This window comes from Myxosarcina sp. GI1, assembly GCF_000756305.1.
Classification (GTDB): domain Bacteria; phylum Cyanobacteriota; class Cyanobacteriia; order Cyanobacteriales; family Xenococcaceae; genus Myxosarcina.
This window is the reverse complement of record NZ_JRFE01000060.1, coordinates 71,766-87,322: the sequence shown is the minus strand read 5'-3', so window position 1 is coordinate 87,322 and position 15,557 is coordinate 71,766. Positions and strand designations below refer to the sequence as shown.

Here is a 15,557-nt window from a genome sequence, read left to right as displayed (position 1 = left end):
TTAGATTCACTGTCTGAAACTGCTTCAAAATGTTTTCGCCTATTGATCTTACATCGCTCGAAAATCAATTATGACAAATAAAACTAGTTCAATAGAGCTACGATCGAGTCAAAACTTAAGCGATAAATTTCGCTCTACAGCCTGAGTGCAGTAAAGCTAAGGTCTCGACCTTAAAATACCGATAACCCAGTCAAAAATACTAGCATCCTTACCACATTAGAAATTATTTAATCTTTCTACACTAATAGTTTCAACTCGGTAAGGGTAGATTTAATAAATTTGAATTAATTTATATTCCCTGCGGTAAACGAAATCTCAATTGGGCTGCTGATATAAACAAAACAACATTAAAGTTGTTTTGAGACAGAGTAATGCAAAAGCCTTTCGACCAAAAATTTCACTTCCGACGATTGGGAAAAACGACTTTTTTTGCTCTTCAACGGGGAGAAAATATAAATCTAATCGTTCATCAATGGCATACAGCACTTATTAAGTTACGTCAAAAATACGATCGCGGTTCGGCCAAACGAAACTGGTTAGAAGGTTTGACAGCTAAACCAGGTTGTTGCAGTTTGCTGTTTTCTCAGTTTGTTTGTTGGTTAGAACGGAAGCAAATACCTTTATTGCCGCGCTTTTTAGCTTTCTTGTGGTGGTTTTTTACCAATTTTGATATTTTTCCCGAACACAAAATAGGAAAAGAGGGTAAAGACAATGAATGTAGCTCGACATTTGCCAACGTCATCGTCGTACCTATCGTTGAAATTTCCGATTATGCCAAGCAGATTGCTTACCAACGCCTACAAGAATTAGATATACCCTGTTGGCGTACCCGTGATGGTAATATTTGGGTCGAAGTTAAAGATGTAAATATTGCCATACTAGTTCATCAAACAATTCAGCAATCTACCGCTAAAACTCCAGAGTTAGTGCAAATGCTTCACAATTGCTGGAACCAAGATATCGCCAGTTAGATATGAATTAGCAAACTACAAGGTGAATAATTATGCTCTCTCTACTTTTAGGTTTAGGCTTCATTTTACTGGGAATACTGCCGCAAGGATGTATGAGTTTCTATTTACTCAAAAAATTAGAAAGACAAAACCAAATCAAATCCAGTAAAGACTCTCTTTAGAAAAATGGGCAGATAATTGCTCCTATAAAGCCTTCGATTTCCTCCATCAAACAACAACAGCAATAGAGGTTTTCAAAGTACTTTTCTATCATCTTGATGCTTAGAGATTAGTCACTGCACTACCTAAAACAGTCAAAGGTATCCTCGTCTTAGATCGCATCAAAGAACCAGGGAGTATAAGAGAACCTCTTTATTTGGATGTTGTCAGATAGTAACAGACAATAGACGATAATTTAACGGGATGAGTGGTGCGATCGCGCTTACCTATCTTTTCTATTCTTACAGCATAAGTGTGAGTACAAGTTCGACTCTTCATAATCGACACAAAGCAAGCACCAAAACCAGCTTCTAGATTGACTTGCAACTTGTGCGTTTCCTGACCATACTCCGCCATTGAAAATACCCGCACTTTTGGTCAAAAATACTCGTACCTTACCCCTCATAGAAAATCTATTTAACCTAATCTAACTAGGTTTTAGCCCTACAGTACTACCTTAACTAATCTAATTCTGAGTTAAAAATCTTTCCTGTAAAAAATTGTCTGGTATAAGTCTTTAAAAGAGTTAGATCGACAGTACATACAAAATTTTTTGTAATTGGTTATTGGTTCTTCGTAAGCGTAAGACCAATGACCGACGACTAGCAATTATATAGGAGAATTCAATGAAAATAGCCGTTGCCAAAGAAAACGAGCTAGGAGAACTGCGTGTAGCTCAAGTTCCCGATACCGTGTCTCGTCTGATCGAACAGGGTTTTGAAGTTTGGGTAGAAGCGGCTGCTGGTGTGGGAGCAGGCTATGTCGATGCTGCCTACGAAACAGCAGGAGCGAAGATAATTAGCGATCGCGCTACTCTCTGGCAAGAAGCAGATATCATACTCAAAGTTAATCCTCCTGGCAAACGAGATAGTGAGTTAGTTTATGACTGGCTCAAACCAGGATCGACTCTAATTAGTTTTCTCAATCCTTTGAGCGATCCTACAGTCACTCAAAAACTGGCACAGCGTCAGGTTACAGCTTTCAGTATGGAGCTAATTCCCCGCTCTACCCGCGCTCAAAGCATGGATGCGCTATCGTCTCAAGCTAATATTGCAGGTTATAAAGCGGTGTTGCTAGCTGCAGCTAGTTTACCGCGCATCTTTCCCATGATGACTACTGCCGCAGGAACGATCCCCCCTGCTAAAGTGTTAGTTTTGGGGGCGGGGGTAGCTGGCTTACAGGCAATCGCTACCGCTAGAAGGTTGGGTGCGGTAGTAGAAGCATTTGATATTCGTCCGACGGTAAGAGAAGAAGTACAAAGCGTCGGGGCGAAATTTATCGAAATTAACCTAGAAGAAGATACCGTCGCTGAAGGTGGCTACGCCAAACAGCTTGGCAGCAATACTCAAGAACGCATCCGTAAGGGTTTGAGCGAATATGTTACCAAAGCAGACGTAGTAATTACTACCGCTCAAGTACCAGGCAAAACTGCACCCTTGCTGATAGCCGAAGAAACAGTGGCACAAATGAACCCTGGTTCGGTAATCCTCGATCTGGCTGCCGATACTGGGGGTAACTGCGCCAGTAGTGAAGCAGGTAAAGACGTTATCTATCGTGGCGTAACCATAATTAGTCCCGCAAATTTACCCAGTAATGTCCCTGTCAACAGCAGCCAAATGTATGCCAAAAATCTCCTCAACCTGGTGAAATATCTGGCTAAGGATGGCGAATTGCAATTGGATTTTGACGACGACATCATTAATAGTGCTTGCGTTACTCATAATGGCGAAATACGCAACGAACGAGTCAAAGAAAAATTGTTAGTGGTTAGTGGGTAATGGTTAATCGTTTTTAATACTGACCAACTACTAGCTACCAACAAATAAAAGGAGTCAATTTTATGGAAGCAGAATTATTAACAGGTTTAGTAGTATTCGTTCTGGCATCATTCGTGGGATTTGAGGTCATTAATAAAGTACCTCCAACTTTACACACCCCCCTAATGTCTGGTGCCAATGCCATCTCTGGTATCGCCATAGTAGGTGCGCTACTAATTACGGGTACAAAAGATTGGAATTTAGTGACTATCTTCGGTTTTATTGCCGTTATTTTAGCCACTGTCAACGTTGTAGGCGGTTTTTTAGTAACCGACAGAATGCTGCAAATGTTTAAGAAGAAGGAAGCATCATGAGTACATATTTGAATACGGGTATCGAACTGGCTTATTTAACGGCTGCGGCACTATTCATTCTAGGATTAAAAAAACTCGGTTCTCCCGCAACTGCCCGTAAGGGAAATTTTCTCGCAGCAGTAGGTATGTTTGTTGCTATTATCGCCACTTTATTAAACCAATCCGTACTTAATTACGAGTGGATCTTAGTAGGCATTATCGCTGGTTCTTTAATTGGGGCGATCGCAGCACAGAAAGTAGCCATGACCGATATGCCCCAAATGGTGGGCATCTTCAACGGTGTAGGTGGTGCCGCTTCAGCTTTAGTGGCAGTAGGTGAATTCTGGAGAGTTCTTACCACTACTGGCACTGTTCCCCTAGATGCTACTTTTATCGCTATTTTAGGGGTGTTAATCGGTGGGGTAACTCTCACGGGTAGTATACTGGCTTTTGCCAAACTCCAGGGTTTAGTTTCGGGTTCTCCCGTTACCTTTCCCTTGCAACAGCCTGTTAATTTTTTACTGCTAGCTAGCTTTTTAGCTGGTAGTGTTTATCTTTTAATTCAGCCCGAAAATCCCGCAATCTTTCTGTCTATAACCGCTATATCTTTGGTTTTTGGTGCTTTGTTCGTCCTCCCCATTGGTGGTGGGGATATGCCTGTAGTTGTCTCCCTGTTAAACTCCTTTTCGGGTTTGGCTGCCAGTGCGGTGGGCTTTATTCTAGGCAATAATATGCTCATCGTTGCAGGGGCATTAGTAGGCGCATCAGGGTTAATTTTGACCCAAATCATGTGCAAGGCAATGAACCGACCCCTCAGCAACGTGCTATTCGGTGCTTTTGGTGGAGATAGCGTTGCCGTTGGTGGTGGCAATAGTGGTGCAGAAATCGATAAAACCTATCGTTCCATCGACAGTGAAGAAGGAGCAATGATGCTCGGTTATGCTCGCTCGGTAGTAATCGTTCCTGGTTACGGTATGGCAGTAGCTCAGGCACAACACGGTGTTAGAGAATTAGCCTCACAACTAGAAAAAATGGGCGTTGATGTTAAATACGCTATCCATCCAGTAGCAGGAAGAATGCCAGGACACATGAACGTACTACTAGCCGAAGCCAACGTTTCCTACGATCGCCTGTACGATATGGATGATATCAACACCGAATTCGATCGCGTTGACGTAGCTTTAGTTATCGGTGCTAACGATGTAGTCAACCCGGCAGCCCGTAACGACAACCGCAGCCCCATTTACGGAATGCCCATCATCGACGTGGACAAAGCAAACCACGCCATTGTCATTAAGCGCAGTATGAACACTGGTTTTGCAGGAGTGGATAACGAACTATTCTATAAAGATAAAACCACCATGCTATTCGGTAGCGCACAGGATGTAGTTTCGCAGTTGGTAGCGGAGGTTAAGCAATTGTAATTATTAAAATAATCGTATCTATCTTGTATATCGCCTCATCCATGAGAGTAATCTTTAAGAGGCGATTTTTCCATACCTGTTTTTAATTCTGAACGTATTAAATTAAATCAAAAGTATGCTGGATGAACAAATCTTTAGACACTGGCGGAGTGATTTGGGTTTTGATTGGCTGTCAGAATCACCTCAGAAATTGACTAATGACCTTCAACCATGTCTGAACCAAAGGGAACCAAAAAATAAAGCAGAACGCAGTTGTATCTTCCAAGCGGGCGTCGCTATGATGGCTGGCATTCGGCTTCTAAATAATCCTGATTTTCTCGACAAACCTCATTACACTCAAACTGCTGCTCTACAACTTATTTTGTACGGTTGCTTTTTTCAATTACGTGAATCAGTTGAATTCCCTCAAGTTAATAAAAATACTCAATTATCAACCAAACTCTGTGATTTTCTTCAGGATTTAAGCTTCTCAGAACTGCGAAACGCACTTGCACATCAGGGGGGAGATAATGGAGAAACCTGGTTTTACTTAGAAAGTCAAGATCAAACTATAAGATATTCAACACGAAAGTTAACGAAGAGTAGATTAGCTCCTGGCAAACTATCTGTGAAAGAAGCAATTCTTGCGACGGATTTACAATGGGTTTTGTATTCGCGGTCATATAAGATAGATATTGGCACTAGCAATACCTCAACTCAAGATTATCACTAACTCTTAACCTGTCTATACTAAAAATGCGATCGCTTTTGACCTGATTTGTATTTGAGATGCGATCGCTATTCCAATAACCAACCAAATAATTCACCTATAGTTAACTCAAAAGCTTTAGCAAAATCTGGTACAGGTAAAATATCCTTAGCATCTTCAAAAAATGCTGGCTGTTGCCCTTGAAAATAAACAAATACAGATTGTTCTTGGGGATCGATTAACCATCCTAATTGCGTACCGTGGTTTAAACAATGAAGAATATTTTTGGTTACTCTACTATGGCGTTGGTCGGGAGATAAAATTTCAATAGTCCAGTCTGGTTCAATCTTAAAAGCATTTGCTATTCTGCCATTATCTTGACGCGGAATTCTATCCCAAGCATATACAGCTACATCAGGTACAATAGAACGTCCGCCAAACGTACATCTTAACTCTGGAAAAGCTCTGGCAATTTTCTGGGATTTGAGTGCGCCGTTCAAAACAATAATTAGTTCTCCCTGTATTGTACTGTGTTCACCTTGAGGCATTGGTTTTTGAATAATTTTCCCGTCAATATATTCACTAGCTGGTTTGGTTTCTGGTAATGCTAAAAACTCGTCTAGACTAATGGGTTTAGAAGGAGTTGTAACCATAGCTCGACCTGCAATTGGATGTTGTAGTTAACTATCTATATTGTATTCTATCGATCGCCTAAGATTATTTGAGTACAGCGATAGCCAAGCTAAAATTACGACCTGAGATCGGCAATTGCTCTTAACTCTATATTTGAGGCGCGATTGGGCTTGCACATAGCCTTCGGATCGCATTTAGTTTTGATTACCTACTCAAACATACCCGTACCGACTCAAAAAAATACCCGTACCTCGACCCAAACAAAATTGCTTATGACTTTTACATATAGGGTTGAGAATTTCGAGTACACGCCTAATCATATTAATGCAAACATCTCAAATCCTCATATTTTACGCGGTCTGATATAAGTTAGCTATTAGTCACTAGTCGTTGGTCATTGACTACAAAGGACAAAAAAAAGACAAGCAACACGGAACCAAAGTTATGACAACCCAACCCATTTCCAACGAAGTCGCTTTGAGAATTGCCTTAGCATCAAAAGTGTTACCCGATGTCTCAGTAAGAGACTTGATTGAGGCTTTGCAAGTCAATCTCAATGAAGACCTAACAGAAGAATCTCTCAGCAAACTTACAGTAACTCAATTGAAAAGATCCTTTGGCAATATTTACGAGGTCGATAGCGAATGGGAAGGGGAAGATGCGGATAATAGCGATATAGCTGCTTTCAAGGAAGCAGTTAGAATTTTGTGGGGCGAAACGGGCTATTGCGATCGAGAATTGCCCATCAAACCCTATCAAGAAGGGGATATGCCCAACTCTATTAGAATTGCCGTCGCCTCCAATACTGGAGAACAATTAGACGGACACTTTGGTTCTTGTCATCGTTACCTAATCTATCAGCTATCGGCAGACGAAATTAGATTGATTGATGTGCGCTCGGCAATAGATGCCGATTTTGCTGAAGATAAAAATAGATTTCGCGTCAATTTAATTAGAGATTGTCCCGTTCTCTACGTTGTTTCTATCGGGGGACCTGCTGCGGCTAAAGTCATCCAGGCATATATCTATCCGATGAAAATAGAACAGGGTGGTGCGATTAGAGAAATACTAGCAGACCTGCAAAAAGCAATCGCGACTTCGCCACCTCCTTGGTTAGCCAAAATCTTGGGTGTCAGTGCTGATAAAAGGGTAAAAAATTATAAGGCTGTTGGTTAGTTAGCCCGATCGGAAATTTTACCCACCTTACCATTTTGGCGACGAAAAACAACAAACAAAAATTATGAACATTCAACAAAATAAACAAAGAATTCAAGAAATTCAGCAGATAACGGGGCTAAAACCTACAAATTTTGCCGATTTAATTCGTGTCGCTCAATTGATTTACGATCCTCGTGGTAGTGTAGCTAGCAGAACGGTGAAGGTTAATTGGCTAGATTTTGGTATTCCCAGTAGAGTTGCCAACAATTTGCGATCGCTAGGGTTGAAATACCAATACGAATCTCCTCATGTTCCTATCGATTTAGTTTGGAATGAATTAACACCCGAAACCCGCAGTTGGTTTATCGCTAATCGAAGTATTTTATGGAAAATCGAAGAATCATTCCCTGCTTTAGATGAAGACTAACAATAGAAGGCAGGAGGAAGAATTAAAGGACGAAGAATAAAGAAAAAATAACAAAGGGCATTCATGATGCAAGTTTTAGGAGCATTTAACAAGTTTGAGCAGTGCGTTCTCAATATGTCTCTGATTAACATCTGCGATAGCGAGAGTTATGTAGGGCAGGAGATGCGCCGACAATATAATGCTTGGAAACAGGCAACTGACGAGACGGTATATACTCCTTGGTTGGATGTACATCAGTTTACAATCTATTTACCCCATCCCTACCAGGAATATGAAGACGTTACTTTAGAAGAAGGATTGACTAGAGGCTACAACGTTGAAGTCAAACCAGTCCAAGAGCCAAGTGAATTATTCTATAACATTCACGAAGGCGGTCATTTTGTCATTGTTCTCAAACAAAAGCGAGTTAATGGAGATTTTGCGATCGCGGCTACAGGTATTTTTGTCCGCTCTCTGGGCATTCTCAGCCTGGATGTCATTATCGACCCCGACAAAGGAGAATATCAGTCGCTAGTTGTCAAACATCCGATAATTAGAGATTATCCCCAAGACTGGGAAACCAAATTGAGAATGTTTTTGAGGGGGGAAATTAGAGGTGAAGAATTGCCTCGTGTAGTCGGATATGTCGATCGTGGTTTGAATCGAGATTATCGTCCTCCTGCTTGGGGAGAGGTTTACCTGGCTGCCAGTAGCTTCACGGGTTTTTAAAGTTTCTTCTTTACAATAAAACTGGCGGTTGTTTTATCGAGATTGACTAAATATATGTACATTTTAGTTCTCAATGCTGGTTCTAGCAGTCAAAAAAGCTGTCTTTATCAATTAGAAGAATTACCCCCACAGCCGCCAGAACCTTTGTGGGAAGCACATATAGATTGGACGGTGGCTGCTAATTTTGGCAGTTTAACCGTTAAGAGTAATGGCATTAAACAACAGCTTGAGTTAGCTAACCGCGACAATGCCATAAAGAAAATGCTCTATACTCTGGTTCGCGGAGAAACTAAGGTTTTAGATAAATTAGAGCAGATCGAGCTAGTGGGACATCGGGTAGTACATGGAGGCGCAAAATATTCCCAACCTACTATTATTACTCCTCAAGTTAAAACGGCTATTGCCGAACTAATTCCTCTCGCACCCAACCACAACCCCGCACATCTTGAGGGTATAGATGCGATCGAAAAAATTTTGCCCGACGCGACACAGGTAGCAGTAATCGACACGGCATTTCATAGTCAAATTCCTCAAGCTGCCAAAGTTTATCCCCTACCTTACGAATGGTACGAACGGGGTATCCAACGTTATGGCTTTCATGGTACCAGCCATCAATACTGCGCTACTAAAACGGCTCAAATTCTCGATAAACCATTAGATTCTTTAAAAATTATTACTTGTCATTTAGGCAACGGCTGTTCTTTGGCAGCAATTAAAGATGGCATCTGTATCGATACCACAATGGGTTTTTCTCCCTTAGAAGGCTTGATGATGGGTACGCGCTGTGGTTCGATCGATCCCCAAATTTTGCTGTATCTCATGCGAGAATACGATTTAGACAGGGATGAGTTAAATCGATTATTAAATAAAGAATCGGGTTTACTAGGAGTTTCAGGTATATCCGCCGACATGAGGACAATTTTAACTGCCAGTGCTGAAGGTAAAGAAAGAGCGCAGTTGGCTTTTGATATTTACATCCATCGCCTCAGCAGCAGCATTGGAGCCATGATGGCATCATTAGAAGGCATGGATGCTTTAGTATTTACCGCAGGAGTCGGAGAAAATGCCGTTGCAGTCAGAGAAAAAACCTGCGATAAATTTGCTTTTCTAGGTTTGCAACTAGATCTAGATAAAAATAATGCTCGTCCCGTTAATGAAGATATTGCTACACCAGATTCTCAAGTTAGAGTTTTAGTTGTCCATACCGAAGAAGATTGGGCGATTGCTTCACAGTGTTGGCAGTTACAGTTAAGTTAGCGGTCGCTTTTACGAAAATTAAAACAGAATTTCTTTAAGACAAAAGTTGTTGACTCTTCCATGCTTTGAGAACTCGGTCATCAAACGGTTTCATCATTCCTCCAAAGCTACTAAAAGGTAACTCGCCGACTCCTCTTTCGTATATGGACTTTTGTTCGTTTTGAATATTTCTGGGTATTAAATTTGTCAGATTGTTGTTCCGATATGGATCTCGATCTACTCCAATACCAGTTAGCCATAAATGTACACCTATACCTTTGTTTTTGGTAGTCTCAGCCAAGCTGGCAACACCATGTTTGAGGCTTTGAACTATTTCTCGGTCAAAATTTTCTAAATTGGTAGAGACACCTAGTATAACTATCTTAGCTCCTATCCGTTCTGCAATTTTAATCGCTTTTTTCAGCCCAGTACTCGAACTTAATGACTTTTGTACTTGTTCTTCGCTATCTAGTTTTGGAAAATACTTACATTCAGCGATCGTTAAAATATCTCCTGCGATCGCTATCAGATCGATTTCAGCAAAATTATTTTTCTGGTTAGATTCAAATAGATCTCCACCAAATTGAATAAAACTAGGTGGATTGGCTATAAGAAACAAGCTTGCTGTTGCCAATACTGCTATTCCTCCATTTTGGATTAGCCGTCGAGATAATTCGTTTGGTACATAGCTGTATTCATGTTTTTCTATGCTTTCGAGTTGAAATTTTTCAAGGCAGCCTTGACACTCGATAAACTCATTTAATGATGAAATAGAATACCAGCTTTTAAGGACGCAGATAGGACATTTAAGTGCGACTCCACGCTTAACAAGACCGCTTGCCAAAAACTCTGGTAATTGCTCATTTATAATGCTCTGAGCTTTTTTATGGTCTATTTTGATTTTATCTCTGAGAAATTTAATTAAACTGGTAGTCCCTTGTCCGCTTTGCTCTGATTTTTGAGAACATAAAGCCAGTAAAGTTTCTACTCCTCCCTTGTTTACTAAAAAATAAATTTTTCTCAATCCGCCCAAACTTTTTATAAAGCCTTCAGCATATCGAGTATGTCTGTTTGCTTTTATGACAATGTTGGCAATACTGTTTAAATATCTAGAAATAATTACAGAATCAGGATGTAGGTATAATTTGCACTCTTTACCAGTAACACCAATTCCTGCAATTCCAATATCTGTGGCACGAATTGAAAGACTTGGGAAACTGATTCCTTGCTCTTCATAAAATTTATCTTCAATATCTATCAAGGAATTAGAAAGAAGAGTCGATATTTCTGGGGTTCTTGGGAAAAGAAGTTTGCTGCCTGAGTCTAAATTCAACTTTACATCATAACCAAAAGCAAAATCATTACTTTTTAATCCTAATGGAGTTTCAGGTAAAAAACGAATTGAATCATCGGAATGGATTTTTTGAGAACTTATTTTTGGAGAGTTAGTGTAAATAGCAACTTTTCGTACTTCTTGATAAAAGTCGCGGTAAGTTAAACGAACGGCAATATTTCTTTCAGCAACTTTGCTAAATATATATTTAATATTATTCTGTAGTTCTTTTGCCTCATATTTATTATTGATATTTACAGCAAGTTGAATCGCTTCGAGAGATGGTATTGCTGATAAAGCCAGATTCGCATAATGCTCAACATTATCTATAAACTCTTGTTTCGGAAATAGCAATTTATTTGAAGGATAAAACCAGCGAGCATTCCAAAACGAGGTTACTATATCGAGGTCATCATTTTCATAGAGAAATAAACACAAAGCTAAAGGCTCATCTAACCATCCTGAGCGATGAAAAGTTCCTCTTTCTTCTATTCTGAGATTTTCTAGTGTTAATAAAGCTGGATTTAAAGCTGTTGAAAGACACAAGCTTATTTTAAATAAATCTTCACAATTTAAAGGAGTTTTCAAAACATTTGCACCCAAGTGCCGAATTAAGCCCTGTTGATAAGTTTGAGTAATAATTCCAGCCTGTAAAGATAATGCCAAGTCAAACTCTGATGGAAATAATTCAACCACATTAAGATCGATATTACTGACAGGATTTGGATATAGACTATTTAATGTTGAAACTATATGTGGTAATTTTGCTTGCGTAAACGAAATCAAGTTTCCAACTCTGATATAAATATTATCCTCTTGTTTTACAAAGCTTTCAATCTCTTTTCGATGGATAGAGTAATTTAGAGCGGGATAATTATCGAGTATATGCTTTACGTTAGAAGAAAGCTCTCGCTCGTGTGTAAATAAAATATGGTCTGGATCGAATTTAATTAAAGATTTTTGTAGCTGTTTGATTTTTTCTTCATCGTCATAAACGGGAAGGATTGCATTTGCAGCCCCGCCCCACGTATGAGTATATAAGCTTATTGCGTTCTCAATATCTTCTAAACAAGTAACTAAATATGCTAGTCTTAGAGGCCGAGAACGCAAATTGAGTGCAATGATTTTTTCCTCAGCTTGCAGCATATTATTTATGATGTTTCAGGTTGTTCGCTTTAAATTAATTTAATACACTCAATAAATGGTTGCCAGTTGTCATCTTCTCTAATAGCTTGCCAGATAGACTCAATTTTTGATTGAAGTAACGCTGTTAAAGGATTAACTCGTTCCAATCGTTGGGCAATCGCTTTTATTTCCGATGGCGATCGCTCCAACAATAACTGATGATAGAACCAGCACCAACGCTTTAGTATTGCCACTTCTTCTCTAGATACCAAATATTCTAAATCCTGCAAAATAGCGTCGGGGTTCTCGCGCCATTGAGGGGCAAATTTTTGTCTGAGTGCGCTAAAAAATCCTTGGTAGCCGACTTTCGTGAGAAACAAAAACTGGAGGGTGAGATCGATTAATTCTTCAGTTTCGAGAAAAGATAGGCAATCGAATCCCAATTTCTGTAGCATTTGTTGATGGTAGTATCGGGTATAGAGTTCGGGGAAAGATTCTAAAATTGCTTCCATTTCTGATATCGGAATTACTGCCGCTAAGGGACGCTGCAACATTGCTAAATTCCAACGACAGACGCTTTGCTGATGGCGATAACTATATCTCCCCTGGCGATCGAAACTCGCCGCTGTAAAACAGGGGTTGTAGGTATCGATAAAGGCACAAGAACCATAGTCAAAACTCTCTCCAATAATGGACATATTATCGGTATTGAGAACGCCATGACAAAAACCCACCGCCATCCACTGCGCTACTAATTGAGCCATGCGTCTAACCAATGCGGCATAAAAACGGATATAGCTATCTGGTTGCTGCCATAGATGAGGATAATAGTATTGAATTACGTGGTCTAATAGCTGCCGAATTAAATCGGGGCGATCGTAATACTCTAAGCGTTCAAAAGTTCCAAAACGCAAATGAGAACGACTGAGACGCACCATAACCGCACCGCGAACCTTTTCCCCATTCCTGGTGATGGCTTCGGTTTCAATCAAACTCAAACAGCGAGATGTCTTGACTCCCAAACAGTGTAATGCTTCGGCAACCAAGACTTCTCGCACACCACTTTTAAGCGTCAAGCGACCATTTCCAGACTGAGAATAGGGAGTTTGTCCCGATCCTTTAGTGCCAAAATCATAGAGTTGACCGTCAATTCCCCGCACCTGTCCGTAGAGAAAACCCCGTCCATCTCCTAAGTATGGATTGTATTGACCGAACTGATAACCGTGATAGCGCAACGCCAAACGAGATTGTTTGCCCAAAAAACTGCCGCCAAAATCAAGGAAATGTCTGTCGCTTACTGTTGCTGAATTTAATCCCAGAATTGGCAGCAAGTTATCATTACGAAAGCGTAGAATATACTGGGAAAACTTAGCAGGTTCGACGCGATCGCAATATTCACTACCTAAAGATTCTAAAGCAGGTTCGTAATTAAGATTTAAAAAGGGATTGCTAATAGCCACTAATTACTAACCACTAACTACATACTCAGATTAAAAATGCTTGGCAGTTTGCTTATCGGGATCGAACTGATACCTTTTACCGCCATGAGTTTCCCCATATAAATTAAAGGTAATTGTCGGTTCTTCTCCCACTGCCTCGATGCTATGAATAGCCTCGGTAGTAAAGCTGATAATATCCCCTGGTTCGAGAATTCTTTCGCCAACGCGAGCGATTTTATCTGGAGATTCGTCAGTAGGATTGCGTTTCCAAAAAGTATTTTTTTGTTTGCCTTGCAGAACCATAACTACGCCCCAAGTTCCATGATTGTGAATTTGGGAACTCGTCCCTGACAAACTCATCTCTGTCTGGATAGTCATAGGAAATCCTACTTCATCGTGCAGCACTACTACCGAAACCCCTTTACTGCGATCTGGTTCGGGTAGTCGAGTTTTGACTGTATAGCAGTTAAGCACCAATTTTCTCACTAACATTCGGAGTCCCGATAGAGAACTTTCTTCATTTATTCCTTCTGATATTGCTAATCGCATGATGTCTTCTACTTCGGTCAAGAATCGATACAGCCGATATTCCTCTGCCAGTAAATCCCACTCTCGCACCGATTTACACAATAGACAAATACCGTCTTCTTTGACTAACCAATCTGCTGTTTTCATTATTTTTGTCCTTTATTAAAGGTGGGCAAAATTATGATTGGGCTAAGTTGTTTCGGTTACGGCCTTTAATTTGTCCCCCTACCTACTACTGTCAGATGTTCGATGACTATCTATGCTTTCTTTCTGCTATCAATACTTGGGCGATCCAATCGGGTAAATCTTCTAAATCGCTGTTGGTTTCAGAATCTCTAATGGGTGAAGAAAATTCATAGTAAGGCTCGCATTTACCATTATCGTATACTTCGACAAGCCAGCGATCTGGAAAACCATCGATCCCAATTTCAATATCGTAGCCATCTTTTCCTAAAGTACGAGTGGAGAGAATAGTAAACCAGTCACGATCTTCTGCTGGTACGTTCCACTCACTGGTCAAAAATTCAAAAGCCAACTTTTCGGCTGTGACTGAATCGATCATTTGTTTTATTCTTTATGCAATAAATAACCAACAATCATACGGGCGAATTGTCATTCGTTTCTACTAACTACTAGCTACCAAATTTTGTCTTTCCGATCGCAATATTTCGGCAATGCTTTCTGGCATTTCTTCCAACCCCGTGTCGCTTTCTGCGGCTTTAATAGGGGAGACAAAAGTAAAATAGGGATCGCAATCTTTGGTTTCATCGTAAACTTGAATTACCCACTTATCGGGTAAGCCTTCTACACCAATTTCCACCACGTACCAGCGATTGTCTACTTCGCGTGAGTCGAGAGTCACAAAAAAATCGCGATCGTCTTCGGGAATTTCCCAATCTTCTAGAAAAAAGTTTAATGCCAATTGTTCGGCATCTGTTGATGTTAGTTCCATTGTTTATAACTCTTTGTATTTAAATAAATTGCGGTTCTAACTGGTAACTCTATCTCTGTGTCTACCAGAGTGCTTATCGATGTGTAATTCACCGCCGACTGCCCAATTTTCGCGATCGAACTCATCAATATGAACTGTTACCCATTCGGGTTGGGTTCCCAAACTAACAACCATGTATCGGTAACTGCTTTAGCTAGTTGACTGAGGAAGCACGTTGAGGAAACCTTGACAAGCGCAAGTCTCGGTGTTGGCGTTTTTCTCTGTGGAATGTCCTTTGGCAATTTGAATGGTAACAAATGGCATTTGATTCCTCCTTTACCAAATTATTGTTGTTATCAATAAAATTAAGACTTTGACCAACGGTCACAGATTACTCCGTCGTTCTACAGCGGAGTAATCTGTGACTGCTTTTGATAAAAAAACAATTACTACTCAATTTCTCTAGGTTTTTCAGGAATTTAAGTAGTGTGTTTTTGCGTTCTGAGGGTGACGCGGAGCGCAATTGCATTTAAACTTATGAATTATGCTTCGCGATCGCTACAATGCTCTACTGTTATTGGAAACAATTGCTATCAATTGCTAGTATCAAAAACTTAACTCTTTACTGTCCATATTTTTAGTAGCTTC

At 40.2% G+C, this 15,557-nt stretch carries 16 protein-coding genes and 1 pseudogene; 9 read left to right on the top strand and 8 right to left on the bottom strand.

Translation table 11 applies throughout. The features are described 5' to 3' along the window. The first annotated feature begins 371 nt into the window (after positions 1-371). Positions 372-971: an Asr1405/Asl0597 family protein gene (locus tag KV40_RS34450; protein WP_052056123.1), complete on the top strand. Its 600-nt coding sequence runs from the start codon at positions 372-374 to the stop codon at positions 969-971. Between the two features lie 351 nt (positions 972-1,322). On the opposite strand, the gene KV40_RS35455 is transcribed toward KV40_RS34450, so the two are convergent. Further along, positions 1,323-1,526, bottom strand: a complete 204-nt coding sequence (locus tag KV40_RS35455; protein WP_156114262.1) for a hypothetical protein — start codon at positions 1,524-1,526, stop codon at positions 1,323-1,325. Between the two features lie 269 nt (positions 1,527-1,795). Between KV40_RS35455 and KV40_RS30380 the strand changes: the two genes are divergently transcribed. From KV40_RS30380 to KV40_RS30365, 4 genes are all read left to right on the top strand, one after another. After that, entirely contained in the window at positions 1,796-2,947 is a 1,152-nt protein-coding gene (locus tag KV40_RS30380; protein WP_036489202.1) for a Re/Si-specific NAD(P)(+) transhydrogenase subunit alpha, read from the top strand. 62 nt (positions 2,948-3,009) lie between these two features. After that, a complete protein-coding gene (locus tag KV40_RS30375; protein WP_036489199.1) occupies positions 3,010-3,300 on the top strand; it encodes an NAD(P) transhydrogenase subunit alpha in 291 nt (96 codons plus the stop codon). Further along, the gene (locus tag KV40_RS30370; protein ID WP_036489196.1) at positions 3,297-4,703 is read left to right on the top strand and encodes an NAD(P)(+) transhydrogenase (Re/Si-specific) subunit beta; all 1,407 of its coding nucleotides are present in this window, start codon (positions 3,297-3,299) and stop codon (positions 4,701-4,703) included. Before KV40_RS30375 ends, KV40_RS30370 begins: the two co-directional genes overlap by 4 nt. Before the next feature lie 115 nt (positions 4,704-4,818). Beyond that, a complete protein-coding gene (locus KV40_RS30365) occupies positions 4,819-5,415 on the top strand; it encodes a hypothetical protein (protein WP_036489193.1) in 597 nt (198 codons plus the stop codon). A gap of 65 nt (positions 5,416-5,480) precedes the next feature. Here KV40_RS30365 and KV40_RS30360 read toward each other — a convergent pair whose 3' ends face one another. Continuing rightward, positions 5,481-6,044 carry a Uma2 family endonuclease gene (locus KV40_RS30360; protein ID WP_036489191.1) on the bottom strand — a complete coding sequence of 188 codons (564 nt, stop codon included), beginning with the start codon at positions 6,042-6,044 and terminating at the stop codon, positions 5,481-5,483. A gap of 424 nt (positions 6,045-6,468) precedes the next feature. Between KV40_RS30360 and KV40_RS30355 the strand changes: the two genes are divergently transcribed. From KV40_RS30355 to KV40_RS30340, 4 genes are all read left to right on the top strand, one after another. Next, entirely contained in the window at positions 6,469-7,200 is a 732-nt protein-coding gene (locus tag KV40_RS30355; protein WP_036489317.1) for a dinitrogenase iron-molybdenum cofactor biosynthesis protein, read from the top strand. Between the two features lie 64 nt (positions 7,201-7,264). Beyond that, positions 7,265-7,609, top strand: a complete 345-nt coding sequence (locus KV40_RS30350; protein WP_036489188.1) for a hypothetical protein — start codon at positions 7,265-7,267, stop codon at positions 7,607-7,609. 66 nt (positions 7,610-7,675) lie between these two features. After that, positions 7,676-8,317 carry a hypothetical protein gene (locus KV40_RS30345; protein ID WP_036489186.1) on the top strand — a complete coding sequence of 214 codons (642 nt, stop codon included), beginning with the start codon at positions 7,676-7,678 and terminating at the stop codon, positions 8,315-8,317. Between the two features lie 54 nt (positions 8,318-8,371). Next, entirely contained in the window at positions 8,372-9,574 is a 1,203-nt protein-coding gene (locus tag KV40_RS30340) for an acetate/propionate family kinase (protein ID WP_036489184.1), read from the top strand. Between the two features lie 34 nt (positions 9,575-9,608). Here the strand turns inward: KV40_RS30340 and KV40_RS30335 are convergent, their stop codons facing one another. The 6 genes and pseudogenes from KV40_RS30335 to KV40_RS37515 all read right to left on the bottom strand — a co-directional run bounded on the left by KV40_RS30335 (position 9,609) and on the right by KV40_RS37515 (position 15,233). After that, positions 9,609-12,032 carry a hypothetical protein gene (locus KV40_RS30335; RefSeq protein ID WP_036489182.1) on the bottom strand — a complete coding sequence of 808 codons (2,424 nt, stop codon included), beginning with the start codon at positions 12,030-12,032 and terminating at the stop codon, positions 9,609-9,611. Positions 12,033-12,061: 29 nt separating this feature from the next. Next, positions 12,062-13,471: a YdiU family protein gene (locus KV40_RS30330; RefSeq protein ID WP_036489181.1), complete on the bottom strand. Its 1,410-nt coding sequence runs from the start codon at positions 13,469-13,471 to the stop codon at positions 12,062-12,064. 30 nt (positions 13,472-13,501) lie between these two features. Further along, positions 13,502-14,125 carry a cupin gene (locus KV40_RS30325; protein ID WP_036489180.1) on the bottom strand — a complete coding sequence of 208 codons (624 nt, stop codon included), beginning with the start codon at positions 14,123-14,125 and terminating at the stop codon, positions 13,502-13,504. 106 nt (positions 14,126-14,231) lie between these two features. After that, positions 14,232-14,540 carry a hypothetical protein gene (locus KV40_RS30320; RefSeq protein WP_036489178.1) on the bottom strand — a complete coding sequence of 103 codons (309 nt, stop codon included), beginning with the start codon at positions 14,538-14,540 and terminating at the stop codon, positions 14,232-14,234. A gap of 63 nt (positions 14,541-14,603) precedes the next feature. Further along, complete coding sequence (locus KV40_RS30315) at positions 14,604-14,930, bottom strand: hypothetical protein (protein ID WP_036489177.1); 327 nt, start codon at positions 14,928-14,930, stop codon at positions 14,604-14,606. A gap of 36 nt (positions 14,931-14,966) precedes the next feature. Beyond that, a pseudogene (locus tag KV40_RS37515) lies at positions 14,967-15,233 on the bottom strand (4-oxalocrotonate tautomerase family protein). Positions 15,234-15,557: the final 324 nt, after the last annotated feature.

Excerpts from the sequence above, each read along its gene's own strand:
- KV40_RS30365 (WP_036489193.1), top strand. The coding sequence starts at position 4,819 with ATGCTGGATGAACAAATCTTTAGACACTGGCGGAGTGATTTGGGTTTT.
- KV40_RS30335 (WP_036489182.1), bottom strand. The coding sequence starts at position 12,032 with ATGCTGCAAGCTGAGGAAAAAATCATTGCACTCAATTTGCGTTCTCGG.
- KV40_RS35455 (WP_156114262.1), bottom strand. The coding sequence starts at position 1,526 with ATGGCGGAGTATGGTCAGGAAACGCACAAGTTGCAAGTCAATCTAGAA.
- KV40_RS30340 (WP_036489184.1), top strand. The coding sequence starts at position 8,372 with ATGTACATTTTAGTTCTCAATGCTGGTTCTAGCAGTCAAAAAAGCTGT.
- KV40_RS30360 (WP_036489191.1), bottom strand. The coding sequence starts at position 6,044 with ATGGTTACAACTCCTTCTAAACCCATTAGTCTAGACGAGTTTTTAGCA.
- KV40_RS30315 (WP_036489177.1), bottom strand. The coding sequence starts at position 14,930 with ATGGAACTAACATCAACAGATGCCGAACAATTGGCATTAAACTTTTTT.
- KV40_RS30345 (WP_036489186.1), top strand. The coding sequence starts at position 7,676 with ATGCAAGTTTTAGGAGCATTTAACAAGTTTGAGCAGTGCGTTCTCAAT.
- KV40_RS30320 (WP_036489178.1), bottom strand. The coding sequence starts at position 14,540 with ATGATCGATTCAGTCACAGCCGAAAAGTTGGCTTTTGAATTTTTGACC.
- KV40_RS30350 (WP_036489188.1), top strand. The coding sequence starts at position 7,265 with ATGAACATTCAACAAAATAAACAAAGAATTCAAGAAATTCAGCAGATA.
- KV40_RS34450 (WP_052056123.1), top strand. The coding sequence starts at position 372 with ATGCAAAAGCCTTTCGACCAAAAATTTCACTTCCGACGATTGGGAAAA.
- KV40_RS30370 (WP_036489196.1), top strand. The coding sequence starts at position 3,297 with ATGAGTACATATTTGAATACGGGTATCGAACTGGCTTATTTAACGGCT.
- KV40_RS30375 (WP_036489199.1), top strand. The coding sequence starts at position 3,010 with ATGGAAGCAGAATTATTAACAGGTTTAGTAGTATTCGTTCTGGCATCA.
- KV40_RS30355 (WP_036489317.1), top strand. The coding sequence starts at position 6,469 with ATGACAACCCAACCCATTTCCAACGAAGTCGCTTTGAGAATTGCCTTA.
- KV40_RS30380 (WP_036489202.1), top strand. The coding sequence starts at position 1,796 with ATGAAAATAGCCGTTGCCAAAGAAAACGAGCTAGGAGAACTGCGTGTA.
- KV40_RS30325 (WP_036489180.1), bottom strand. The coding sequence starts at position 14,125 with ATGAAAACAGCAGATTGGTTAGTCAAAGAAGACGGTATTTGTCTATTG.